Source organism: Nonomuraea sp. NPDC049684, from assembly GCF_044465345.1.
Classification (GTDB): domain Bacteria; phylum Actinomycetota; class Actinomycetes; order Streptosporangiales; family Streptosporangiaceae; genus Nonomuraea.
Genome location: NZ_JBITLO010000020.1, coordinates 25,136 through 47,623, shown reverse-complemented (window position 1 = coordinate 47,623; position 22,488 = coordinate 25,136). Strand labels below are relative to the sequence as shown.

Annotated in this window: 14 protein-coding genes; 8 read left to right on the top strand and 6 right to left on the bottom strand. The window is 73.4% G+C overall.

Annotated features, from left to right (window positions below; translation table 11 throughout):
- The first annotated feature begins 3 nt into the window (after positions 1-3).
- From ACIBST_RS42425 to ACIBST_RS42405, 5 genes are all read left to right on the top strand, one after another.
- Positions 4-10,272 carry a hypothetical protein gene (locus ACIBST_RS42425; protein WP_397179171.1) on the top strand — a complete coding sequence of 3,423 codons (10,269 nt, stop codon included), beginning with the start codon at positions 4-6 and terminating at the stop codon, positions 10,270-10,272.
- Between the two features lie 46 nt (positions 10,273-10,318).
- A complete protein-coding gene (locus ACIBST_RS42420; protein ID WP_397179170.1) occupies positions 10,319-10,843 on the top strand; it encodes a hypothetical protein in 525 nt (174 codons plus the stop codon).
- On the top strand, positions 10,836-11,387 hold the full coding sequence (locus ACIBST_RS42415) for a hypothetical protein (RefSeq protein WP_397179169.1): 552 nt from the start codon (positions 10,836-10,838) through the stop codon (positions 11,385-11,387). The genes ACIBST_RS42420 and ACIBST_RS42415 overlap by 8 nt, the downstream gene beginning before the upstream one ends.
- 116 nt (positions 11,388-11,503) lie before the next feature.
- On the top strand, positions 11,504-12,619 hold the full coding sequence (locus ACIBST_RS42410) for a family 2 encapsulin nanocompartment cargo protein terpene cyclase (RefSeq protein WP_397179168.1): 1,116 nt from the start codon (positions 11,504-11,506) through the stop codon (positions 12,617-12,619).
- Positions 12,616-13,512 carry a geranyl diphosphate 2-C-methyltransferase gene (locus tag ACIBST_RS42405; protein ID WP_397155697.1) on the top strand — a complete coding sequence of 299 codons (897 nt, stop codon included), beginning with the start codon at positions 12,616-12,618 and terminating at the stop codon, positions 13,510-13,512. Before ACIBST_RS42410 ends, ACIBST_RS42405 begins: the two co-directional genes overlap by 4 nt.
- Here the strand turns inward: ACIBST_RS42405 and ACIBST_RS42400 are convergent, their stop codons facing one another.
- The 4 genes from ACIBST_RS42400 to ACIBST_RS42385 form a co-directional block, all read right to left on the bottom strand.
- Entirely contained in the window at positions 13,513-14,316 is an 804-nt protein-coding gene (locus ACIBST_RS42400) for an MBL fold metallo-hydrolase (protein ID WP_397179167.1), read from the bottom strand.
- 40 nt (positions 14,317-14,356) lie between these two features.
- Positions 14,357-15,547, bottom strand: a complete 1,191-nt coding sequence (locus ACIBST_RS42395) for a 4-hydroxybenzoate 3-monooxygenase (protein ID WP_397179166.1) — start codon at positions 15,545-15,547, stop codon at positions 14,357-14,359.
- A 69-nt stretch (positions 15,548-15,616) separates the two neighbouring features.
- On the bottom strand, positions 15,617-16,798 hold the full coding sequence (locus ACIBST_RS42390) for a cytochrome P450 (protein ID WP_397179165.1): 1,182 nt from the start codon (positions 16,796-16,798) through the stop codon (positions 15,617-15,619).
- Positions 16,799-16,811: 13 nt separating this feature from the next.
- The gene (locus tag ACIBST_RS42385; protein WP_397179164.1) at positions 16,812-18,269 is read right to left on the bottom strand and encodes an MFS transporter; all 1,458 of its coding nucleotides are present in this window, start codon (positions 18,267-18,269) and stop codon (positions 16,812-16,814) included.
- A gap of 119 nt (positions 18,270-18,388) precedes the next feature.
- On the opposite strand from ACIBST_RS42385, the gene ACIBST_RS42380 reads away from it, so the two are divergent.
- Together ACIBST_RS42380 and ACIBST_RS42375 are read left to right on the top strand one after the other, a co-directional pair.
- On the top strand, positions 18,389-19,126 hold the full coding sequence (locus tag ACIBST_RS42380) for a TetR/AcrR family transcriptional regulator (RefSeq protein WP_397179163.1): 738 nt from the start codon (positions 18,389-18,391) through the stop codon (positions 19,124-19,126).
- 37 nt (positions 19,127-19,163) lie between these two features.
- Positions 19,164-19,553 carry an arsenate reductase family protein gene (locus ACIBST_RS42375; protein WP_397179162.1) on the top strand — a complete coding sequence of 130 codons (390 nt, stop codon included), beginning with the start codon at positions 19,164-19,166 and terminating at the stop codon, positions 19,551-19,553.
- 16 nt (positions 19,554-19,569) lie between these two features.
- Here ACIBST_RS42375 and ACIBST_RS42370 read toward each other — a convergent pair whose 3' ends face one another.
- Complete coding sequence (locus ACIBST_RS42370; RefSeq protein WP_397179161.1) at positions 19,570-20,424, bottom strand: FRG domain-containing protein; 855 nt, start codon at positions 20,422-20,424, stop codon at positions 19,570-19,572.
- Positions 20,425-20,511: 87 nt separating this feature from the next.
- Between ACIBST_RS42370 and ACIBST_RS42365 the strand changes: the two genes are divergently transcribed.
- On the top strand, positions 20,512-21,570 hold the full coding sequence (locus ACIBST_RS42365) for an aldo/keto reductase (RefSeq protein ID WP_397179160.1): 1,059 nt from the start codon (positions 20,512-20,514) through the stop codon (positions 21,568-21,570).
- Here ACIBST_RS42365 and ACIBST_RS42360 read toward each other — a convergent pair.
- The gene (locus ACIBST_RS42360; protein ID WP_397179159.1) at positions 21,567-22,439 is read right to left on the bottom strand and encodes a patatin-like phospholipase family protein; all 873 of its coding nucleotides are present in this window, start codon (positions 22,437-22,439) and stop codon (positions 21,567-21,569) included. The genes ACIBST_RS42365 and ACIBST_RS42360 overlap by 4 nt on opposite strands.
- Between the last annotated feature and the right edge of the window lie 49 nt (positions 22,440-22,488).

Below are 22,488 nucleotides of genomic sequence, written 5' to 3'. Positions count from 1 at the left end.
GGTGTGCCCACCGTCCAGCCCCCGGTCCGCATCGACCGGGACGTGGAGCCGGTCTGGGAGACCGAGGTGCTGCCCGACTGGGTGACCAACTGGTTGATCCCGATGTTGTCGGCCGGTCAGAAGTGGCCGGAGGCGAGCGAGAGCGGGATGTCCAAGCTCGCCCATGCCTACCACGCGCTCGCCGCCGGGGCGATCGCCACCGCGCCGCGCGCCGGCTCGGCCGTGCGCACCGTGGCGACCGGCTGGTCCTCGCCCGCGAGTGCCGACTTCGTCTCCCGCGCCAAGTACCTGTACGGCCACGGGGCCGGCATGGCGGGCACGGCCGGCAAGTCGCAGGACTACCTGGGCCAGTCGGAGAACTTCGCGGTCGAGACCCAGTACTCCAAGCTGTCCGTCAACGTGGCGTTCTGGGTCACGGTCGTCGCCATCGCCATCGCGCTCTTCGTCGCCTTCTTCAGCGCCGGCGCCTCGACGGCGATCATCGGGCCGTACGCGGCCGCGGGCCGCGCGGCGATCAGCCGGATCCTGGTCCGGCTCGCCATGATCGGCGCCAGGGAGGTGGGCGCCGGCAAGCTGGCCCGGGTGACCGCGCTCAGCGGCGCCACCGGGCGCGGCCTCATCGCCCGGCTGCTCGGCTCCGCGATCGGCAAGGAGCTGGTCGAGGAGATCGGTGAGGAGTTCTTCATCGACGCCGCCGCCCAGTACCAGCAGATCCAGATGGGCACCAGGAAGGAATGGGACTGGAAGAAGTCCCAGGCGGCGATCATCGGCGCCGGCGGCGGCGCGCTCGCCGGCACCGCGCTGTCCGGGCCCATCTCCCGCCTCACCCGGCACATGCCCGGCTTCCCCGGCCGCGCGATGACCACCGGCCTGACCAACACGATCGCCTCCCCGGTCGGCAGCTTCTTCGCCAACGGCCTGGTGTACGGCCAGTGGGACAACCCGTTCACGACCGACTCCATCCTGGGCGGCTTCATGGGCGGCGCGGGGCGTACCGGGTCGATCAGCCCGTTCAACCCCGAGGTGTACACCACGCTGGCCAACCCGGTCACCGCCCTGGCCTCGGCCTACGACAGCGCGGCCCGTACCGACGCGGCCCGCGCGGGTGGCGGCGACCCCAGCGCCGGGGTCGGGAACCCGCCGGCCGGCGGGCCGGCCCCGTCGGGCGGCGGGCCCGTCGTGTCCACCGGGGCGGCGCCCTCCTCCAGCCAGAACGACGACGTCAGGCGCGGCACGCCGGCCACCTCCGCCCCCGACTCCGACGCCGGCCCGCGCCGCGGCTCCACCTCGCGGGACGACCGCCAGAACACCGACCGCGAGCCCCGGGCCGAGACGAACGAGGACTCGACCGACGACACCGCCGACGACACCGCGGCGAACACCGACACGACGCCGCAGACCCCGGACCCGAAGGCGAAGAGCAGCTCCGCCCCGGCCCCGCAGACCGCCGCCCCCCAGACCCAGGACGACTCCCAGGACGACTCCCGGTCCCAGGACGACTCCCAGGACACCCGGCAGGACGCCCAGCAGGACGACCAGCGGCGACCGGCCCCCCGGCAGGACGCCCAGCCCGCCCCGGCGGCCCAGCAGGACGCCCAGCCCGACACCCAGCAGAACCCGCAGCAGGACGCGCAGCCCGACGCTCAGCCGGACGCGCAACAGGACAACCAGCAGAACACCCAGCAGAACCCGCAGCAGGACAACCGGCAGGGGCCGACCGCGCAGCAGGGCGACCAGCAGCAGGCGGCCGCCCCGCAGAACGACGACACCCCCGCCACCACGTCGGCCGCCGCCCCCGACGACGCGCCGCCGCCCACGCCCGTCCTGGCGACCGTCCGGGCCCGTAACGCGCTGATGAACTCGCTCGCCGTGGACTTCCCCGGCGCGGTCGTCGGCCCGAACGGCGACCTCCTCATCCCCTACCCCGACGGCACCGTACGGGTGATCCGCGCCGCCACCATGAGACGCGTGCGCGCCGCCCTGGACACCCGCGCCGACGAGGTCACCGACGCCGACGAGCTGCAGGCCGAGGCCACCGCGCTGGTGCTGCTGGCCCAGGAGACGGGCGAGACCCGGCAGCCCGCCACGAGCAGGCCGGGCACGGTCACGTCCAGGCCCGTCCCGGGCACCCGGCACGTCCCCGACGCCCGGCCGGGCACCTCGTTGCAGCCCGACGAGGTCGAGGCGGGCGCCGACGCGCTGCGGACGTCCCACTTCCTCAACCAGGACGTCGAGGACATCACCTGGTCGGCCGACGGCACGCTCGTCGTCCGGACCAGGAACAACGGCACCCACCACTTCCGCCCGGTCATCGGCGAGATGACCGAGGGGCTCATGGGCGAGACCGAGCTCTCGACCGGCGAGGACGCCCAGAACGCCCACGTCGTGCACTTCGCCCCCGGCATGAACCCGAGCCAGGTCTCCCGGGTCTGGCTGCACGAGATCACCGACACCCTGCAGAAGCTCCAGGAGGACACCGCCCCCGAGCGGCGCGGCTTCCTGCGCCGCAAGCCGGCGACCAGCGAGCCCACGCAGGACATGTGCGCCCAGGCCCAGCTCAACGAGCTGGCGTTCCTGGCCGAGCAGTGGCAGGCCGCGCCGACGCCGCAGGAGCAGCGGCTGCTCGCCCTCGACATCGACGGCGTGTCCCGCCAGCTCAGCGATCGCGGCCACACCCCGCCGCTGCCGCCGTGGGCCCCCAAGCCGGGGTCCCGGCCCACGCACGCGCCGCCGCTGCCGCAGGGCCGCCCGGCGCGCGAGGAGCTGCCGGCCGTCATCGACGCGCTCAAGCGGGCCGAGGCGGCGATGCAGGAGCAGATCGACGCCAAGCGGAAGAGCGCCGAGGAGGCCAAGGAGGCGATCCGCAAGTCGCGGCAGGAGGCGCGGAAGGCCGACAGGCAGCACGACCAGGGCCACGCGGAGCGAGCGCGCAAGGCGCGGGCGGAGAGCCGTACCCATCGCGCCACCCGGGAACGGCACACCAGGATCGCCGACGCGTACGAGGTCGCGCTGCGCGAGGCGACCCGGACCCGGAAGACGTACGAGCAGCTGCTCACGGCGTTGAACGAGATCGAGAACCCGAGCGCGCCCGCCGGGCCGGTCGGCATGCGGCCCGTCGCCGAGCGGCTGGCCAACCAGGTCCTGCGGCAGCACGCCGCGTACCTGGACGCGCTGGCCGCCGCGTTGCCCCAGGAGATCAACCTGGCCGCGGCCCAGCCGACGGGCCGGCTGGCCCACGTGTCCGCCCTCACCACCGCCGTCAACGACCTGCTGGCCGACAACGGCATCGGCCACAGGTTCACGACGCACGAGCTGGAGAGGGCGATCCGGGCGGACTTCCACAAGGCCGTCTCCGCCGACGGCCTCGTCGTGCAGGTGGGGCAGCACGGCAAGGCGGCCGAGGTGCGCATCAAGCTGACGCTCGCCGACCTGGTCGAGGTGCTCGATCCGGCCATCAAGGGGTCGGAGATGATGGTGGGCCTGTTCCACCAGGCCGGCCGTACGGCCTCGGTCACCCAGGCGGGCAGCGGCGGGCTGTCGATGGGCTTCGACACCAGCGTCCTGGCCCAGTTCCTGCCCGAGGACACCGCGACGCGGATGATGACCGAGCTGTTGGGCGTCGGCATCGGCGCCTCGATCGGGCGCAACTGGTCGAACGGCGGCGGAGCCGGCATGTTCGCCCAGACGGGCTCGGTCACCGACAACCGGAGCGAGTCGCTGCTGTTCGACGCCGCCGCCACCTGGACGGCCGAGATCCGCACCGGCCAGGAGGAGAACTGGCGGGGCACCGTCACGGTCGACTCCGGCGCTCCCGGTGACTCTTCGAGCCAGCGGTTGTGGTTCTCGCACTCCGCCACCGACCAGCCGCCGCGCAGGCTGGAGTGGATCGACAGGGCCAAGCGCCGCAAGGAGATGCCCAACGTCGTCGTCCAGAGCATGAGCGACCTGGAAGGCGCCGTCGACATGCTCGCGGACGTGCTCGGCGGCGACTACGCCGAGATCGGCACCTCGGCCCGCGACGCGCTGCGCGGGTTCGTCACCCACAACCTGCCCCACAGCCTGCGGACCGCGGTCAACGAGGGGCTGGAGCGCGTCTTCACCAAGAACGGCGAGCCGCAGGTCCGGGTACGCGCCGAGAGCCGGGTCGTGGTGGAGCTCTCCGAGCCGGTCGGCGGCTCGACCTCCGAGGAGTGGGAGGAGGAGGTGCTGGTCGACTTCGTCGCGACACCCGCGAGCGCGTCCTCGGGCGCCTCGCTCGAAGGCAGCGCCTCGGCCGGGTTCAACGCCCCCGGGCTGGCGGCCGTGGATCTCGGCGGGTACCAGCCCAAGATCGGCCCCAAGGCCAACGGGGCGAGAGGGGCGTCGCGGTCGTACTCGGCCACGGCCAACAAGCAGGCGATCCACCCCAGCGTGCGCCGCATGACCCACCCCATGCAGAGCTACCGGCTCGTGGTGGTCACCACGTTCACCGTGGAGCGGTTCGGCGAGCCGCCCGTCACGTTGACGCCGGTGCGCAGCACGGCGCTGGCCGACATGCGCGAGAAGGCCGCCTTCGATTTCGGCCTGCCCGTGGACAGCGCCGCGCTGGTCCGCAAGAACGGACAGCCGGTCACCGACGCCAACGGCGTGCCGGTCCTGCGCGGCGACCCCAACCCCGCCCCGCCGCCCGGCCGCAAGCCGGAGCTGCCCGTATGGCTGGGCGAGGGGCCGGGGAAGATGCGCGGCGCGGGCCCGGCGCTGGTGGAGGAGATCGAGGGGCTGGCGGAATTCCGGGAGAAGGTCCTGGAGGAGCTGGCCAAGCGGGGGGTCATCCCCAAGGTCGTGAACGGCGTGCCGGAGTACGCCACCAACGATCTCGCCCGCGCCAGCCAGATCCTCAACCGGCAGGAGCTCATGGAGCAACTGTCGGAGCAGCGGATCCGCGCCGCCTACGACTCCCTGGCTCAGGACGGCATCGTCCTCGACCTGACGCTGCACGGTCTCAACGCCGCCCCCGAGCACTACATGCTGCACCTGTCGCTGCAGCAGGACTTCGACGACGTGACCTACGTCGGGCACACCGACACCCAGACGGTGGTCAACCTCGACATCGGCTCCGACACCTCGGCCCGCGGCATCAGCAGGTCCAGGACGTACAGCGGCGGCGCGTCGGTCAGCGAGAGCGACGGCCCGAACAAGGGTCAGGACGGCCTCACGCACGAGGTCGGCGTCAACGGCGGCGGCAACCGCACCCGTACGGCGGGCTCCAGCGCCGGCGGCACGACCAACATCGTGACCCTGGAGGAGAGCAGCGGCCCGGTCGCGATCTTGAAGCTGGGCCACCGCATGACCGCCGACCTGCTGCACAACGGCACGACGACGACGATCGCGACCACCGAGGGCTCGGCCCGGCTCGTCTTCGCCGCCGACCTGCTCCCGTCGACGAAGGAGACGCCGCCCACGCCGATCGGGCGGATGACCCCGAAGCTCAGGTCCATCGCACAGGTGCTGCACGTGGACGTGGGCCGTCCCCTGGACGCGGCCCGCCAGGTGCTGCCACGCGGCACCACCGCCGACTCCGTGGCCCTCCAGCACCTCATGACGTTCCTGAACGTGCGCAACCTGGTCGCCCATCCGAAGCTGCTGAACCGGCCGTTCACCACGGACGGCGCGATCCGGCCGAACGGCGGCCCCACGCGCTCGTCGCTGTCGGTGTCCGGCGAGATCGGCGAGACCGAGGTGCTGGGCCTCTTCGACCCCGTCACCGGCAAGATCAAATTCGGGCTCGGCAGCGCGGGGATCTCGTGGGGCGGCTCGTCCGGTTTGTCCGCGGGGATGTCGACGAGCGCCTCCGACCTCGACGACGGCGGCACGACCAGCGACGGCGGCTCGCTCTCGCTGCCCTCCCGGTCCGGCGGCACGTCCGAGTCCACCTCGCTCCTGGACATCTGGGGCAGCGAGGAACTGGTGATCAAGTATGGCCGCCACTACATGCTGCGCAGCACCGTCGATCTCACCCTCACCGGCTCCGAGAGCGCCGAGCACGGGGTGCCGACCGGCGAGCGCATCCCCGTCAGCGGGCCCAGGACGCAGACCGTCTCCGGCACCGCGCTGTTCGCCGTCGCCGAGGACGAAGCGCTGCTGATGTACGGGGAAGGCGACCTCGACCTGCCGCTCTACCTGGTCGGCGACGCGGTCGAGCGGTTCCTCAACGGCAGCCTGGCCCTCGACCGGAGCATCGCGGTCCCGCTGGTGCAGCGCTACGTCAAGGACATGGCGCAGTCGGGGGTCACCAACGAGTACACCGAGCGCCATACCCCGCAGGCCCTGCTGACCAAGCTCAAGGAGGTCGCCGGGCTCGGCTCCCCCGCCCCGGGAAGCCCGCAGGAGAAGCTCGACCAGGCCCTGGACGACGCCGCCCAGCAGCTCGAACGCTCCAGGGACGTGGTGCTCGCACCGCCGTACGACCAGTCGGTGGGCGCGAGCGCGACCGAGTCGCTGACCCTGACGGACGAGAACGGCAACCCGGTCGACGTGATCGACGCGGTCCGGAGCGCCGTGCAGGACGCCGTGCCCGGGGCGCTGGAGGAGAGCACCACCCTCGGCGAAGAGCTGAACGTCGACTTCTCCGAGGACGCCGCGGTGATCCACGTCACCGACATGTGGTCGTCGCGGGGCTTCGAACGCAGCTACCACGTCCAGCAGGGCGCGCAGGTGACGCAGGCCGAGGAGGTGACGGTCAGGGTACGCCTGGAACCCGTCGGCGACCCGCGCACGGCCAGGCTCCTCAGCCAGACGTCGCAGGCCGGCCTGATCGTCCAGCACTACCGGTACACCGACCAGACGCATTCGGAGTCGTACAACGGGTCCTATTCGGCCGGCCTGGATTCGAGCACCGGCGATCCGGCCGGCGGCCAGGGCGGCGGCCTGTCCACCGACCGCGGACGCGGGTACTCCGGCTCCACCAACCACCAGAACACGCGGTTGCAGCGGATCGGCCTGTTCAACGGGCTGACCCAGGTGGAGCAGCAGATGCGGGTCGTCATCGAGGTGGAGCGCCGTCCCGTACGGGGAGGCAGGATCCCGGCCGGCGCCAAGAAGACCGCCGACAGGCTCCGGCGCAGGCCGCGCGCCACGCCGCCGGTCGTCTACAACGCCACGCTGGTGCGGCGCGTCCCGACCGGCATGACCAGGCCCGCCGCCGAGGACCCGGGGCCGGTCGTCAGGAACACCGACCCCCGGCAGGCCGAGCTGCACCCCGGCTTCTTCACGCAGGCGTTGCGGGAGGACCCGGCCAAGCCCAGCCTGTACGAGGTCGTCACCGCCCAGCTCACCAAGATGCTGGGCGCGGCGGCGGTCCAGGAACGCCGTCCCGAGCTGATCAGGCGGCTGGCGCCGTCGGCGCTGCTGACCGCGTTCGAACGGATGACGGACCCCGCCGGCGAGCCGCTCGTCCCGGTGTCCAGGCAGAAGTTCAAGGACCAGGGCGCGACGGTCACCGTCCACGCCCGCACGTCCGACCTGACGATCGTGGCCGGGCCGTACGACGGGGAGAAGGGGCAGGTCGACCGGCAGGCCGACGCCCAGAACGTGACCGTCTCCCGCGGGCACACGACCCCGGTGGGCTGGGGCGTCAAGGGGTCGGACAAGTCGACCGGGGTGAACGGCGGCGTCAAAGGCGGCGAGCAGACGTCCGAGAACGTCAGCGACCACCACGGGGCGCGCCGCGAGCGCAGCATGTTCGAGAAGGGCAAGCTCTACACCGTACGTCTGCGGGTGGACTACGACCTCGACTTCCAGTACATGGCGCGGCTGCGCGACGGCAACGAGCACCCGGTCGGCGACCCCGTGCACCTGCCGGGCGCATCGACCGGCGAGGTGGACGTGGTCATGTTCGGGGAGGAGATCGAGGAGCTGCGCGAGCGCATGGCGGCGGGCGTACGGCTCGGGCCGCCGCGCCCCGGCGGCCCGCCGCCCGCGACGTTCACCTTCGTGCCCGCCTCCGACAACCAGAACCCGATCCAGACCCTCCAGGCGGCCCGCCTGGCCGCCCGCGACCGCGGCGAGGTGGCCAGGGTGGCGGTCCGGGAGGCCGACGGCCTGCACCGCTACCGCGTCCTGCCGGACGGCTCCCTGTACAGCGAGACGGCCGACGGCGGCTACGCCGACGCGTTCGCGGGCCTGGCGCCCGACCTGCTGGACGCGGCCGCCGGCGCCGGGCTGAACCTGCGCGACGTCTACATGAACCCGAGCACGGAGGGCACATTCACCGAGCAGGTCCAGGCCGCGCTCGCCGCCCTCGACGCCCTCCCCGCGCCCGCCCCGCCGCCCGCCTGGCCCGCCCCCGCCGCCGCCGCTGCCGCCGAGCACACGAACCCGGTGGGCGGCAGCGTGGCGCAGGGCGTGACGCCGGCCGCCGGGATGCCGTCCCCCGCGATCGAGAACACGCCGTTCAGCAGGTCGGCCCGCCCCGAAGGGGTTCCCGACCTGAGCCTGGACGAGCTGCGCGGCCAGCCCCTGTCCGCCGTCGACCTCGGCGGCGCCGCCGCCCACGTGGGCTGGACCGGGGGCGACGTCCTGACCGTCCAGGTGCCCGGCGCGCCCGACCAGCACGTCCGCGTGGAGGTCGGGGAGCCGGGCGAGGGCCTGAACGCGGTCACCGTGCCGCGCGCGGGCACCGCCGAGGAGCCGCACCTGCTGCGGATCTGGGGGCGCGTGCACCCGGACCTGGTGTCGTCGGTCCTGGTCCACGACCTCTCGCACGTCGTCCAGACGGCGACCGCGGCGGCCGCCGGCATGCCGCAGGGCGTGCTCAGGACGTCGCCGCAGGGCGAGCAGACCGAGGGCACCGACCTGTGCCTGCTCCCCCGCATGGACGAGCACGCCCACCTGTCCGACAAGTGGCACGCCACCACCGACCCGGCCCGGCGCGAGCGCCTGGCGGCGGCGATCGACGCCGTCGCCGAGGACATCCGCCGGCGCGGCCACACCCCGCCGGCCCCGCCGTGGGGCACCGGGCCGCGCGCGCCGGTCGCCGCCGAGCCGCAGAGCCGGATCGCCCGCCTGCTCAGCGGCGGCTCGGCCACCGGCCTGGACACCTCGCCGCCCGGCCTGGGCAAGCTGGCCGAGATCGCCGGCGTGCCCGCCATCACGCCGGGCGCCGTCACCGGCGCGACCCCGCACGCGGGGCCGGCGGACACGTTCACGGTGACCGCCCCCGGCGGCGAGTTCACGCTGACGCTGGCCGAGGCCGCGCCCGGCGCGACCGGGGTGACCGTCGAGTCGAGCGCTCCCGGCCACCTGACGCTGCGGGTGCCCGCCGACGCCGGCTCCCGGGCCGCGACGGCCGTGGCCGAGCACGTCGCGGCCCATGCCGCCACGCTCGCGGGCGACCCGGCCACCGGCCGTCCGGCGCAGAACCGTCCCGCCGAGGGCGGGCGGCCCGGACCGGCCGAGGCGGCGGCGCTGGCCCGGCTGCGCGGGCTGGCGCGGGCGGTCGCCGAGGCGGGCCCGACCCGCTCGCGCGCCGAACGGGCGGCGCTCCAGGAGGAGGCCCGGCGGCTGGGGCTGACCGGCGACCACCAGGGCGCGCCGTCCAGGCTGGCGGAGCTGTCCCGCTCGGGCGACCTCACGCCCGCGCACGTCACGGCGATCCGCGGCCACGCGACGCTCCCCGAGACGGCCGCCGCCGGAGCCGTCGCACGGGCCGCCGCCCTCATGGGCGGGCGCGCCGTGATCCACGGCCCCGGCCTGCTCGACATCGTGCTGCCCGGCCGGGCGCCCATCACCGTGGACGTCCGGCGGCCCGGATCCGGCGAGCCCGACCCCGGCGCGCTGACCTACGACGTGGACCCGGCCCGCACGGTCGGCGCGAACGAGCGGGCCGCCGCAGGGACGGCCGCCGCCGCCGTCGCCCGCGCGCTGGGCCTGCCGCCCGCCGACAGCCAGGAGCTGGCCGAGCTGCACGAGGCCGTGCGCCAGGCCCGCGTGGCCAACACCAGGCAGCGTCCGGGCCGCCTCGGCGTGCTGTTCGACCTGGTCACCGAGGCCCGCCCGGAGATCCTGCGGCTGCTCCCGCCGCAGGTGGCCACCGAGCTGGCCACCCTGGCGGACGGCCGCCGCCCCCGCGACCTGCCCGCCCTGCTGGACCGGATCCGCGTGCTGGCGAACGCGACCGGCTGGCACCGGCCCGAGGCGGAGTGCGTGTGCCCGGACGACGGCCCGTGCGTGTGCGGCCTCCGGCTGAACGACACCCCGCCGGTGACGCCGGATCCCGAGGCGGTGGCGGTGTGACAGGCGGGACGTCGGGCATCATGAGAACCCCGAGGAGAGGACGGCTATGACTTTCGCGGTGGCGCGGACGAGGGACGAGGCGCATCTCTACCTCGACCTCAACCCCTGCGCCTGCGGGTCCACCGACACGACCTGGCGCAACGGGCTGGTCGACGTCGAGGGCGAGCTGGTCAACCGCTACTTCGGCTCGTGCGAGGAATGCGGAACGCCGCGCGAGTTCGTGTTCGGGCTGCCGGAGCGTCCGGTGATGCCCGCCGGGTTCCCGACGTTCGGCGGCCCCGAGCCGTCGGAGCTGCTCGACGCGGGCGAGTGGTTGTGGGTGGCCGACCTGACGGCGAGCGACGTGCCGGTGGCCGACCGGGCCGAGGCCCTGCGCACGCTGAGGATCGCCGCCGCGGCGGTGGAGGAGGTCGTCAAGTTCGTGCCGGCGGGCGCGGACGCGGTTCCCGACGACGGGTTCTGGTCCGAACGCGGGCAGGGGGTGCGGGCGGCCGAGCCCGGCAGGTTCCAGCTCGACCGGCTGCTGGTCGTCCGCGACACCTACCAGTCGCTGGCGGGTGAGTATGCCTGAGCAGGGTCTGGGCCGCTCGCTCGTCGAGGCGTACGTCTACATCGACCTGGTGGCCCACTCCGGCACGCCGGGCGCCTCGCGCGGCGCCACCGTCACCCAGGACGCCGAGAGCCTGCGGGTGCGGCTCGGCGACGTGGAGGTCGAGGTCCCCGTCGAGGCCGAGCGCGGGGCCAGGGAGACCGGCGCGACGTTCGGCACCGGCCTGTCGGAGCTGCTCGACCCCGGCCAGTGGGTGCTGATCGCCACCACGTACGCGAGCCGCGCCCTGGAGGAGGGCCTGTTCTACGCCGCCGGCCCGGCCTCCCCCGAGCAGTACGACGCCGTGGCGACCGGCTGGCGCTTCGCCGCCGACGCCTTGGCCGAGGCGCTGAAGTTCTTCCCGCCGGGGGCCGCCGAGCTGCCGCCCGACGCCTTCTGGAGCGACCTGGGCAGGACCGTGCGCGAGAGCGAGCCGCAGCGCCTGACCCGGGCGAAGCTGGAGGACGACCTGGCCTTCTACCGCAAGAGCCTCGAAGACTTCGAAAGCCTGCACGCAAGGCCCTGACCGGCAGAGTGCGCCTCCCGGAGGGTAAGGCTCTCATTACCGATTGGCTACTCTACTTTTAGTAGCTGAATAACTACTTTCGGTAATGTCCTGCTCCTCCTCAGGGAAGGCGCGCCATGCCCCAGCACGCCGCGGTCCCGCGGCTCCCGACCGGCCCCACCGGCCTCGGAACCTCCGCGCTCCACCTTCCACCCCCCGCATCGATCCCCGCGCCGGTCCCCGCGCCGCGGCAGCTCCCGGCGCCCGTCCCCTACGTCGAGCGGGAGTGGGGCGACGGCTCCTACCCGCCGCTCTACTGCCCCGAGACGGTCCGCGACGACCCGGCGCTCGGCGCGGAGGTCGACCGGCGGCTCGTGGCGTGGGCCGAGAAGGTGGGCCTGCACGCCGGGCGGATGGACGAGTTCGCCGCCACCGGGTTCGGCCGGCTGGCGATGCTCGCCCACCCCGACAGCGACGACCCCGACCTGCTGCTGATCGCGGCGCAGCTGAACACCGCCTGGTGGGCGGCCGACGACTACTACGCCGATGAGACCGACCTCGGCGCGAGCCCGACGGAGCTGCCGCCGCGCCTGGCGCTCGTCATGTCGGCCATGGACCCGCCCCCGCCCGCCGGCGTGTACACCGAGCAGCTCGAAGCGGCGATCGAGGCCGACCCCGTGCTGGTCGCCCTGCGCTCGGCCACCGGCCACCTGTCCCGCCACGGCACCCCGTCGCAGGTCATGCGGGCCTGCAACACCACCTTCCAGATGTACGTGAGCTGGACCGCCTACGCCGCCTGGCGCTACCTGGAGACCCCGCCGCCCGTCTGGCGCTACCTCGCGGCCCGGCAGCACGACAGCTTCTACACCTCCATGACCCTCATCGACGTCGTCGCCGCCTACGAGCTGCCCGCCAACCTGTTCTACGACCGGCGCTTCCACACCGCGCTCATGCAGGCCGGCACGGCCAGCGTCATCGTCAACGACCTCCACTCGGTCGCGCGGGAGGCGGCCGACGAGCTGCCCGACTCCAACATCGTCCTGCTCATCGCGGGTGAGGAGAAGTGCTCCGCGCGCGAGGCCACCGAACGCGCCGTCGCGCTGCACAACGACTTCGTCAAAGGCTTCGAGACCAGCCAGCGCGAGCTCGCCGCCGTTCCGTCCGTGGAACTGCAGCGATTCCTGCGCGGCGCCCAGGGCTGGATGGCCGGTTGCCTCGAATGGCACGGCAGCAGCAGCCGCTACCACTCATGACGACCGGCCGCCCCCGGCCGGAAAGGAGCTCTTCCCAGGTGACCGTCAACACCCAGTCCCCCGTCCTCACGAGCCACTACCAGCACTCCGTCGCCAGCTACTGGAACGCCGAGAAGAACCCGGTCAACCTGCGCCTGGGCGACGTCGACGGCCTGTACCACCACCACTACGGCATCGGCGAGGTGAACTGGACGGTACTCGACGGCCCCGAGGACACCCGCGAGGACCGCATCGTCAAGGAGCTCCACCGCCTGGAGACCGCCCAGGCCGACCTGCTGATCAGCCATCTCGGCCCGCTCGAACCCCACCACCGGGTGCTCGACGCCGGCTCCGGCCGCGGCGGCAGCAGCCTCCTGGTCAACATGCGGTACGGCTGCGAGGTCGACGGCGTGTCCATCTCCGAGTCGCAGGTCGCCTTCGCCAACGACCAGGCCAAGAAGCGCGGCGTCGACGACAAGGTGCGCTTCCACTTCCGCAACATGCTGGAGACCGGCTTCGAGACTGGATCGTTCCAGGCGAGCTGGAACAACGAGAGCACCATGTACGTCGAGCTGTCCCTGCTGTTCGCCGAGCACGCCCGGCTGCTGCGCCGGGGCGGCCGGTACGTCTGCGTCACCGGCTGCTACAACGACGCCTACGGCCTGCCGTCCCGGGCGGTCAGCCAGATCAACGCCCACTACATCTGCGACATCCACCCCCGCAGCACGTACTTCGAGCAGATGGCGGCCAACCGGCTGGTCCCGGTCAGCGTCGTCGACCTGACGGCGGCCACGATCCCGTACTGGGAGCTGCGCGCCCGCACCCACCTGGCCACGGGCATCGAGCAGTCCTTCCTCGACGCCTACAAGAACGGCAGCTTCCAGTACCTGCTCATCGCGGCCGACCGCGTCTGATCAACCGGCCACCGCGGCGGCCAGCTCCCACGGGTCGTGGGCCGAGAAGACGCTCACCTGGTCGCCGTGGTCCCGTACCAGCTCCCGCAGCCGGGCCTGGGTGCCGAGCCGCAGGTCGTGATGGACCTCGGAGCGGGTCTGCACGACGTCCATCAGCGGGTGCGGATGCGGGTCCTGCCGGAGCTCGCGGTGGTAGTAGTAGGCGTCGCCGCAGTGCAGGAGCCAGCGGTCCCCGTCGCGGACGGCGACGCCGGTGTGCCCGGCGGTGTGCCCGCCGAGGGGGACCAGCCTGATGTCCTCGGGCAGGCCGTCGAGCTTGATCGAGGCGAAGCCGAACCAGTCGTCGTTCGCCTCCGGGGTGTAGGTGACCCAGTCGGGGCCGTGCGCCCAGTGGGCCGGGCGGTAGCGGAAGCTCGGGGCCTCGGCCAGCGCCGCCTCCAGCTCGGCGGCCAGCAGGTGCACCCGCGCGCCGGGGAAGTCGGGCAGCCCGCCGCAGTGGTCGACGTCGAGGTGGGTGACGATGACGTGGCGCACGTCGTCCGGGCGGTAGCCGAGCCGGGCGACCTGGCGTACGGCGGTCTCCTCCTCGTCCAGTGCGGGCTCGGCCATGGCCACCCAGTCGGCGCCCAGCGTGCCGGCCGGGTCGCGCACGTCGCCGAGCCCGAGCCCGGTCTCGACCAGCACGAGCCCGTCGGCCGGGGTCTCCACCAGCAGGCAGTGGTTCACGGCGGGGGTGGCGGGCGGGCCGTCGTAGGTGGCTTCGATCGTCCGCACGGATCCGCAGTTCAGGTGATGAATCCTCATGGGGACGATCGTCGTACTTGAACCGCGGTTCAAGTCAACTTCAGCCGCCCGCCATCATGTCGCCGAAGGCGCGGGCCGCCGGGCCCGAGGTGAACAGCCGGTCGAGCCGCGCCCTGGCCAGCCGGCGGCGGAACGGCCCGGCCAGCGTCTCGTCGCCGGCCTCATGGGTCATCTCCGTCATCCAGCGGGAGAACTCCTGGTGCCGCCACACCCGTTCCAGGCAGGTGGCGGAGTAGGCGGCCAGCGGCTCCTCGTCGCCCTCGCGCAGGGCGGCGCGCAGCGCGCGGGCCAGCACGTCGGCGTCGGCCACCGCCAGGTTCATGCCCTTGCCGCCCATGGGCGTGATGATGTGGGCCGCGTCGCCGACCAGGAAGAGCCGGCCGTAGCGCATCGGGTCGACGACGTGGCTGCGCATCTCGACGAACGCCTTCTCCCCGATCGGGCCGTCCGGCAGGCCGTCGTCGGCCAGGCGCAGCCGCAACTGGGCCCAGATCCGCTCGTCGGGCCAGTCGGCGGCGGTGGCGTCGGGGGTGCACTGGAGGTAGAAGCGGCTGGCCCGCGGGCCGCGCGGGAAGTGGGCGGCGAACCCGTGGGCCGTGATCGCCATGAGCGGGTAGCCCGGCGGCGGGACGTCGGCGAGCACCGTCAGCCAGCCGATGCCGTAGTCGTGGGAGTAGGTGGTGAGGGCGTGCGCGGGCACGCCGGCCCGGCTGACGCCGTGGTGGCCGTCGCAGCCGGCGACGTAGGAGCAGGCGATCTCGTGGGTGACGCCGCCCGCGTCGCGGTAGGTGACCGCCGGCGCGGGCCCGTCCACGCCGCGCGGGGTCACCTCGGCCGCCTCGAACCGCAGGTCGCCGCCGGATTCCAGGAGCCGTGCCAGCAGCCTGCCGACGAGCACCTGCTGCGGCACGAGCCGGCCCGTCCTGCCCTCGGTGATCGCGGGGACGTCGAGGAAGCGCCGCTCGCCGTCGACGCGGAACTCGAACCTGGTCTCCTGCGGCATGCCCGCCAGGACGGCGTCGGCCAGGCCCCACTCCTCGAAGACGCGGGCGCCGTGGTGGTCGAGGATGCCCGCGCGCTGGCGCTGCTCGACGTAGGGGCGGCTCTGCCGTTCGAGCACCACGCACCCGACGCCGGCCTGGCGGAGCAGGCTCGCCAGGGTCAGCCCGGCCGGACCGGCTCCGATGACGACGACCTCGGTCTGCTCTCGCCTGCTGGTCTCCCCGGACATGGCGGTCCTTTCGCCTCGGTGACGCGCAGTGGTACCCGGCCAGGATGATCACGATGATAGTCCGTGCGGTCACCACCGCACCGGGAGACTGAGCACCCCGTGGACGTCGGTGCCGGCGCGCACCGGCACCTCCTCGGGCGCGACGGCCAGGCGCAGGCCGGGGAAGCGGGTGACGAGCGCGGGCAGTGCCGTGCGCAGCTCCACCCGGGCGAGCTGCTGGCCGAGACACTGGTGGATGCCGTGGCCGAAGGACAGGTGGCCGGTCGCGTCGCGGCGCAGGTCCAGGCGGTCGGGGTCGGCGTACCTGCGGGGGTCGCGGTTGGCGGCCGACAGGGACACGACGATCGACTCGCCGGCCCTGATCAGCCGGCCGGCCAGCTCGACGTCCTCCAGCGCGGCCCGTACGACGGTGTGGGCGATGGTGAGGTGGCGCAGCAGCTCCTCCACGGCCCGGGGCGCCCGCTCCGGCTCCGCCCGCAGCACGTCGAGCTGGGCGGGGTCGCTGAGCAGCGCGTACGTGCCGAGCGCGAGCATGTTGGCGGTGGTGTCGAGCCCGGCGGCCAGCAGGAAGGTGCCGACGCCGGCCAGCTCCCCGTCGGTGAGGTCGGTGGCGGTCAGGTCGCCGAGCAGGTCGTCGGCGGGTTGGTCGCGCTTGGCCTGGACCAGGCCGTCGATGTACCGCTGGAGCTCGCCGTAGGCGGCGAACTGCTCCTGCTCGTCGGTGTCCACCCCGGTCAGCGCGGCGGCGTGGTGCTGGAAGTTGTCGCGGTCGGCGTACGGGACGCCCAGCAGCTCGCAGATCATCAGCGCGGGGATGGGCTGGGCGAAGACGCGTACCAGGTCGGCGGGCGGGCCGAGGCGTTCCATGGCGTCCAGATGGTCGGCGGTGATCTGGCGTACGCGTTCGGTGAGCAGGTTCATCCTGCGGACGGTGAACCTGCCGGTGAGCAGCCTGCGGTAGCGGGTGTGCTCGGGGGCGTCGAGGCCGGTGAGGTCGCCGGGCGGGGCGGCCGGCAGCGGGCCCATCGCGGCCGTCGGGTGGTGCAGGAACTCGTAGCGGGAGCTGAACCGCCGGTCCGCCAGCACCGCCCTGACCTCGGCGTGGCCGGTCACCAGCCAGCCGCGGTGGCCGTCGGGGAAGGCCAGCGGGGTGACGGGCGCCTGCTCGCGCAGCTCCGCCAGGCCCGCGGGCGGGTCGAAGGGGCAGCCCGCGGAGCGGGTGACGGGAAGCGTGACGGGGGCGTCGTTCATGAGGATCTTCCTTTCAGTGGGTCGCGGTGAGGGACGGTTCCTGGGCCGGCTCGCGTTCGCCGCGCATCACGACCAGCGCCAGGACGGCGGCGGCGACCACCCCGGCCGCGCTGATCCCGAAGGCGGCCGACATGGCCGAGGTGAACGCCTCGCGGGCCGCCTGGGCCAGACCGGCGTCGCCGAGCGCGAGCGCGTCGCCGATCGAGCGCCGGGCCGCCTCGGGCGCGCCCGCCGGCATCCCCCGCGTGTAGGCCCCGGCCAGGACGCTGCCGAGGACGGCCACGCCGAGCGCCGCGCCCGCCTGCTGGATGGTGTCGTTGAGCGCCGAGCCGACGCCGGCGTGCTCGGGCGGGATGGTGCCCATCAGCGCGGCGATGGCCGCGGGCATCGCCAGACCGCCGCCCGCGCCCATCACGAACAGGGCCGTGCCGGTGAGGAGGATGCCGCTGCCGGCGGAGACCGTGGCGAGCAGGCCGAACCCGGCGGCGCAGACGAGCAGCCCGGTGACGATCATGGGACGGTTGCCGAGCCGGGCGCCGAGGCTCGCGCCCAGGCCGTTGAACAGCAGCGAGGCGACCGCCATCGGCAGGAACGCCAGCCCGGCCGCGGTGGGCGTGTAGCCGAGCACGTACTGCAGGTACTGGGTGAGCACCAGCAGCAGCCCGCCGTTGCCGATCTGGACGAGGGTCAGGGAGAAGCTGCCGCCGCTGAACGTGCGGTCGCGGAACAGGGCGAGCGGGACCATCGGATGCGGCGTGCGCAGCTCCCAGATCACGAAGCCGGCCAGGGAGAGCACGGTGAGGGCCAGGGCCGGCCAGGACACGCCGTGCGGCAGCTCGATGATCGTCCACACCAGGGCGGACATGCCGGTCGCCGACAGGATCACGCCCAGCGGGTCGGGCTTCGTCCAGGGGCCCTTCGACTCGGGCATGAGCAGCAGTGAGGCGACGATGGCCAGCAGCGCGACCGGCACGTTGATCAGGAACACCGCGCCCCACCAGAACCAGGCGATCAGCGCGCCGCCCAGGACCGGGCCGCCGATCATGCCGATCATGGCCACCGCGCTCCAGACGGCCATCGCCTTGCGGCGCTCGGCCTCGTCGAACACGGTGATCAGGATCGACAGCGTGCTCGGCATGATCAGCGCGCCGCCGACGCCCATCGCGGCGCGGGCCGCCACGAGCTGCGCCGGATCGGCGGCGTAGGCGGCCAGCAGGGACGCGGCGCCGAAGAGGGCCAGACCGATGATCATCACCCCGCGCCGGCCGTAGCGGTCGGACAGGCTGCCCGCGGTCAGCAGCAGGCCGGCGAAGACCAGGATGTAGGAGTCGAGGATCCATTGCAGGTCCTGGGCGTCGGCGCCCAGGTCGGCCGCCAGGGGCGGGACCGCCACCGTCAGCACCATGTTGTCCACGACCAGCACCAATGTGCTGAGGCACAACACCACCAGGATCCACCAGCGGCGGTTCATGGGTCTCTCCCCTTCGACTTGCGTACGTCGCTCTCAGAATGCGCACACTGTACGCAGACGAAAGAGATGTACGCAAGCAGGTGTTCGCTGATGCGTACAGCGTGCGCTAGGGTCGGGTCATGCCAGCATCGCAGCCTCCTGTCCCCTCGGTCTGGGTCCGTCAGCGCCGGCAGCGGGAGCGGCCCGCGCTCAGCCTCGGCCGGATCGTGTCCGAGGCCGTCGCGCTGCTCGACGAGGAGGGGCTGGAGGCGCTGAGCATGCGCAGCCTCGGCACCCGGCTCGACGCGGGCGCGACCTCCCTCTACCGCCACGTCGCCAACAAGGACGAGCTGATCGAGCTGGTCGTCGACGAGGTCTACGGCGAGCTGCGGGTGCCGTCGGTCGAGGAGGCGGGCGGCTGGCGCGACGGGCTCGCCGGGTCGGCCCACAGCCTGCGGTCGGTGATCCTGCGCCACCCGTGGATGGGGTCCGTGCTCGGCCAGGTCGGGCTCACCAACCTGGGGCCCAACGTGATGCGGCGCTCGGAGGACCTGCTGGCGCTGGCGCACTCGGCCGGGTTCGTCCCCGGCGAGGCCGACCGGGCGGTCAACACCGTGCTGGCGTACGTGGTCGGCGTGGCCATCAGCGAGGCGGCCTACCTGTCGACGCTGGCCCGCAGCGGCCGTACCGAGCAGGAGTGGATCGACGCCGTCCGGCCGATCACCGAGCAGGCGTTCGAGGACCACCCGTGGATGCGGGCGGAGTACGAGGCCAAGGGGTTCGACGACCCGGAGCGCGTCCGGGAGGAGGACTTCCGCTACGGCCTCGACCGGGTGCTCGACGGCCTGCAGGCCCGGCTCGACTCGTCGGCCGGCTGACCCGCGCCGGGCGTCCGGGCGTGAGAGCCTCGGCGTCATGGAAATCTGGATCAACCCCGGCTGCTCCAAGTGCCGTTCGGCCCTGTCGATCCTCGACGCCGAGTCGGCCGACTACAAGGTCCGCCGCTACCTGGAGGACCCGCCGTCGCCGGACGAGCTGCGCGCCGTCCTGGCCCGGCTCGGGCTGGAGCCATGGGACATCACCCGTACGGGCGAGCCGGTCGCGGCCGAGCTGGGCCTCGACGCCTGGCCGCGCGACCCGGACGCCCGCGAGCGCTGGATCGCCGCGCTGTCGGCGCACCCGATCCTGATCCAGCGGCCGATCATCACCGCCGACGACGGGCGCACCGTGATCGGCCGCACCGAGGAGGCCGTGCGCGGCACGCTGCCCGGCCAGGACGCCGTGCGCGGCACGCTGCCCGGGTGAGCGGCGGGCCCGGCGGTCAGTCGTTCATGCGGCCCTCCTGCTGGCCGAGGCGCTCGGGCCCGGACATGCTGGAGCCACCGGCCGGCACGTCGACGCTGCCCGGCGAGTAGTAGCGGCGCAGCCACTCGGCCAGCCCGTCGAGGCCGGGCAGCAGCACCCGCTCGGTGATCCCGGCCTGGTCGAGCCGCCGCCGGATCTCGACCTTGACCCCGGCCGGGATCGACCAGCCCCGCCACAGCCCGGGATGCTCGGCCAGCCAGTCGTCGAGCTGGTACGTCGCCCCCGACATCGCCGACAGCACCGACGACTGGTTGACCATGCGCTCGTCCAGCGACGGCGGCTCGAAGAAGGCGACGAACGGCCGGTCGCGGCCGAGCGCGTCGAAGCCGGCCAGACCGGCGGCGCGTTCGGCGAGCATCTCGGTGCTGAACAGCAGCGCGCCCTCGCCGTCGAGCACCTCGCGCAGCGGCCTGGGCAGCAGGCGGTGCGCGCCCGCGCAGTCGACGGCCAGCAGCACGGCGTCGTCGCCGGGCCAGGACGCGGTGGCGAAGTGCAGCGCGACCAGTGGGGAGAACGTCCAGTCCAGGAGGCGGGTGGGCAGGCCGTGGTGCTGGCCGAGAGCCAGCCAGTCCCAGACAGAAGGGCCAGGGGCGGCCCTGTGCGCATATTTTCTGAAATTTCGTATCAAGTGGGTTTCTAGGGTGGCGTAGTCGCCCGCCAGCCGCGCCAGGCTGTGCACGTGCGAGTACGTGCTCTTCGCCAGGCCACGGAAGACCAGCGTCGAGTGCGCGTGGGCCGGGCCTTCGGTGTGGCCGGCCGCGCTGATCGCGTCGTCCAGCTCGCGCCAGGACGACACCGTCACCATCCCCATGCGCCTCCGGTGCCCCTGGCCGCCCCTGTCACACCTGCCGTCGAGCCCTTGAGGTGGAGTGGACTCCAGGACCTAAAGTCGCGGACTATGACAATGCGCTACCGCGTACTCGGCGGCACCGGCATCGAGGTGAGCGTCCACTGCCTCGGGACGATGATGTTCGGCGCCGTCGGCAACCCCGACCACGACGACTGCGCCCGCATCGTCCACGCCGCCCTCGACCAGGGCGTCAACTTCGTGGACACGGCGGACATGTACTCCGCGGGCGAGTCCGAGGAGATCGTCGGCAAGGCGCTGAAGGGCCGCCGCGACGACGTCGTGCTGGCCACCAAGGTGCACTTCCGGATGGGCGAGGGGCCGAACAGGTCCGGGAACTCGCGCTTGTGGATCATGAAGGAGGTCGAGCAGAGCCTCCGGCGGCTCGGCACCGACTGGATCGATCTCTACCAGATCCACCGGCCCGACCACACGACCGACATCGAGGAGACGCTGTCGGCGCTGACCGACCTCGTGCGGCAGGGCAAGATCCGCGCGTTCGGCTGCTCGACGTTCCCGGCGGCGGAGATCGTCGAGGCTCACCAGGTCTCGGAGCGGCGGGCGCTGCACCGGTTCAGGACGGAGCAGCCGCCGTACTCGCTGTTCGCCCGCGGCGTCGAGAAGGACCTGCTGCCCGTCTGCCGCCGGTACGGCATGGGCGTCCTGACCTGGAGCCCGCTCGCGTCGGGCTTCCTGAGCGGCCGCTACCGCAAGAACGGCGACATCGACCTGACCACCGGCCGGGCCGCGCTGACCCCCCACCGCTTCGACCCGTCGATCCCGGAGAACGCCGCCAAGCTCGACGCCGTCGAGAAGCTGGTCGAGCTCGCGGACGACCTCGGCTGCACGCTCCCCCAGCTCGCCGTGGCCTTCGCCGCCGCGCACCCGGCGGTCACCTCGGTGATCACCGGGCCGCGGACGATGGCGCAGCTCGACGACCTGCTGAAGGGCGCCGCGCTCACGCTCGACGACGCCGCGCTCGACCGGATCGACGAGATCGTCCCGCCGGGGCGTGACATGTACCAGCCGGACGGCGCGTGGCGTCCGGCGTCACTGACCGACCCGGCGCTGCGCCGCCGCCCGCTCGCCGAGCGCGCCGCGGCCGGCTAGGTCCACAGGCTGTGGACGACGGCGGCCACCCGCCGGCCCTGCTCGCGGCCGGCGTGGGCCGCCGGTGACCGTACGGCGGGGTCGAGCGGGTTGGCGCCCATGGCCGCGACGGCGCCCTCGTCCGGGCTGACGACCTCGACCGCGGAGCCCTCCTTGCGCAGCAGGGCCACCTCCTGTTCGAGCGACGTCCAGGGTGAGGCGGGAGCGCCGGGCGGCTGGGGCGAGACCACCAGCACGCGTTCGAAGCCCGCCGCCAGGTCGGCGTTGTCGCTGGACCGCACGCCGCCGTCGACGTAGCGGCGGCCCTCGATGGTGACCGGCGGCCAGACCCCGGGCACGGCGCAACTGGCCGTCACCGCGTCCACCAGGTCAACCCCGGACGCCCGGTCGAACAGGCGGGTCTCACCGGTCGCCGCGTCGAGCGCGACCAGCACGAGCGGGCGCTGCGGCCAGTCGGTCTCGGGCAGGCGGGAGGCCACCGCCGCACGCCGTTCGGCCTCGCCGACCGTGGGGGCCTCCAGCGCCCAGGCGCCGATGCGCCGGTGCAGCTCGTCCCGGTCGTGGGCGCCGGCCAGGATGCCCTGGAGGGCGGCCGCGAAGGAGGCCGCGTCGAACACCGCGGGGATCTCCCTGGCCTGCAGCGCGGGATCGACCTGCCGCTGGAACAGCTCCTCGACGGTGAGCCGGCTGCGAGCCTGGGCGCCGACCGCCGAGCCGGCCGAGGTGCCCACGATCAGGTCGGCGTCCCGTACGTCCACGCCCTCGTCGGCCAGCCCGGCCAGCACGCCGGTCGCCCAGGCGATGCCCGCCACGCCGCCGCCACCGAGCACCAGGGCCCGGCGACGGTCAGAAGCTTCAATTCGGTCCATGAGCATCATCATTCACCAACTGGGAACAAAGCGTGCCTTTCATCCGGGG